At 38.0% G+C, this 2,500-nt stretch carries 3 protein-coding genes (2 of these 3 running past the window's edge); 1 reads left to right on the top strand and 2 read right to left on the bottom strand.

Annotated features, from left to right (window positions below; genetic code table 11):
* Nucleotides 1-912: the end of a MutS family DNA mismatch repair protein gene (locus FHG67_RS18845; RefSeq protein ID WP_004499644.1), read on the top strand. It extends 921 nt beyond the left edge of the window; 912 of the gene's 1,833 nt are visible here — the last part of the coding sequence; its start codon lies beyond the left edge, outside the window; it ends in the stop codon at nt 910-912.
* Between the two features lie 77 nt (nt 913-989).
* On the opposite strand, the gene FHG67_RS18840 is transcribed toward FHG67_RS18845, so the two are convergent.
* Together FHG67_RS18840 and FHG67_RS18835 are read right to left on the bottom strand one after the other, a co-directional pair.
* Nucleotides 990-1,412 (bottom strand): LIC_13387 family protein, encoded by a 423-nt coding sequence (locus FHG67_RS18840; protein ID WP_004499654.1) that lies wholly within the window; start codon nt 1,410-1,412, stop codon nt 990-992.
* Between the two features lie 27 nt (nt 1,413-1,439).
* Nucleotides 1,440-2,500, bottom strand: the 3' portion of a protein-coding gene (locus FHG67_RS18835) for an AsmA family protein (protein ID WP_004499677.1). Its footprint extends 991 nt past the window's final position; only the last 1,061 of its 2,052 coding nucleotides appear in the window; the start codon falls outside the window, past its right edge; the stop codon is at nt 1,440-1,442.

Below are 2,500 nucleotides of genomic sequence, written 5' to 3'. Positions count from 1 at the left end.
CTTTTACAGGATACTTCTAAGGAGGAGTTAAAATCTGCTTACGAGGATTTGGATCGTATATTAAAGCGCGTCGCTTTGACCGAAGCTCCCTTATTGCATTTAATTTTAAATAACCTTTTTCTTTACGATCTTTGGATTTTAGGGAAAATTTCCAAATGGAAGGAAAAATATTCCGCGTTTTTGGAAAAGTCGATCGATGATTTAACCCTATTCGATTCTCTATTTCCTTTTGCGAATTTGAAGTGGATGTTTTCCGATTATTGTTTCCCGGAGATTCTTTCTGAAAATTCTAAGGAAGGAATTTCGGGAAAAGGTCTTTTCCATCCCCTTATCCCTTCGGAGTTCAGAGTTTCCAATCCATTGGATCAGGTTCTGGAAGGAAATATTGTTCTCATCACGGGTTCGAATATGTCCGGTAAAACGACATATCTGCGTACAATCGGTGTTTCTTCCATTCTCGCGTTGGCGGGCGGGCCGGTGCCTGCGTCTCGATTTTCTTTGCCGGTTTTAAAAATTCATACGAGTATGAGAAACGAAGATAATTTAGAGGAAGGAATTTCTTTTTTTTATGCGGAAGTAAGAAGGCTTTCGGAGATTGTAAAAAAAATTCAGAATTCGGATTTGCCTCATCTTGTTTTGCTTGATGAGATTTTAAAAGGAACGAACACAAGAGAACGTTCTCTTGCTTGCAAAGGAATTTTAAAAGAGCTAAAAAAGAATCGTGTAATCGGTTTGGTCACGAGCCATGATTTGGAACTCGCTAAAGTCGAGGATGTTATCTTGAAACATTTTCAAGAGGAAATTTTAAACGGCTCCATGTGCTTTGATTATAAAATTCGAGAAGGTTTGGTTCAAACAAGCAATGCGCTGCGAATTTTAGTTCAAGAAGGATTGAATTTGGATTTTACTTAGAACATATGTTAAGGATTTATTTTCGCTTGTTTGGCCCACAAAACCGTACCGATTTCTCGGGTATCTTTAACGAGTGTTTAGGACTTTTTCAAAAGGATCATACTTACCAAAAGAGAAAAGGTTCCTAATGAGGAGATTAAGGCGGGCGCGAGGAAAAAATAAACAAAGCCCGTGACACTGAAACAAAAGATACAAAAGAAAATCGGAATTAAAAGTTTCAACGTCGTTTGCGGATTTGATTCGGTAAGATTCGATAAGAACCATAGAAGAATCGTCAACGAAATCAAGAAAATACTTAAGTTTAAACTCATTCCCGTATAAAATTGATCGTAAGACTTTGCGACGCCTTCCATTGGGATTTTGGTTTTTTGCATTGCGGAAATCGTATTCAGAGCCTGAGAATCGGCCGTATTATATCTCGTAAAGTGTCCGATGGAATGTCCGACTGCGAAGATAAAAATCAAAATCGATGTGATACGAATGAATAATTTTGGTTTCATGAAAAGAATCTCCTTAAGATGTCTAGGTTATTTCTTTTTGTTTTTTTCCTTAGATGCGAACAGTCCTTTAAATCCTTCCCAAGCGTCTCTTACATATTCTGATACGACTGACCCAGCAATTCCTCCTCCGTAAGGACCGCCAACCAGAGTAAAAAATGGGGCGAAAATTGTGCTCCCCGCAAACACCGAGCCTAACCAAATCGGATCTATATAAGGAATTGATTGTTTAAATTTTCCCTTATAAATGATCGGAATTTTTAACGCTTTACCGACAATATCTCCGCCTAATCTTAAGTTAAGGATAAGATCCACATCCTTTTCGAAACTAATGTTTCCTTTTCCGTCCGCTTCCAATCCATTTCCTTGCAGTTTTAGATTTTGAAAGTAAAATCGGTTATTTTCGATTTTAAAATCCGATTTTAGAGAGGAGAACTCGACCTTTCTTCCGTCGATTCCGTTAAATGAAACGATCTTTCCGAGGGTATTCAGAACTGGAATCATGAAGTTCGCGTAACCGAGCAATTCTCCGCTGAGAATTTGAAAGTTGCCTGAACCTTCCATATTCCTAAAAAATTCTGTCAGAAAATCTGAGGATTGATTGTGAACTTCCGTAATAAAATTAAACTTACTGAACATGTTTCCACTGATGATCGGGTCGTTTGTGTAAGGCATGAGAATTCGATCAGATTGAATTCGATATACTTCCCCTTGAACTTCAAATTTGGATTTGAATGGATTAATTTTAGATTTTCCTAATATTTCTCCGTTATATATGTATGCGTGAAAACTCGAGATATAAATCCAAGGATAAGTGTATTTCACTTCTGCTTTTAAAACTGGAAATCTGTGTTTGAGCGCGTATACGTTTTTTAAATCCGCACTAAAGTAGAAAACCCCGTCCGGACGATTCGGATTGTTGAATTTCTTAGTGAATTCGAAAAGCTTGCCCAATCGGAGTACGCTGTGGTAGTCTAAATAATTCGCGGTGACTTGAAGGGAAACGTTCGTTTTGTAATTCCATAGAATTGTTCCCTTAGCGTTTCCTTCGGCGACCCCAGGCCATATGACGGAGATATATGGGAGATCCA

Source organism: Leptospira weilii, assembly GCF_006874765.1.
Taxonomy (GTDB): domain Bacteria; phylum Spirochaetota; class Leptospiria; order Leptospirales; family Leptospiraceae; genus Leptospira; species Leptospira weilii.
This window is presented reverse-complemented; position numbering and strand designations above follow the sequence as displayed.

Coding starts and splice junctions, on each gene's coding strand:
- FHG67_RS18840 (WP_004499654.1), bottom strand. CDS start 1,412: ATGAAACCAAAATTATTCATTCGTATCACATCGATTTTGATTTTTATC.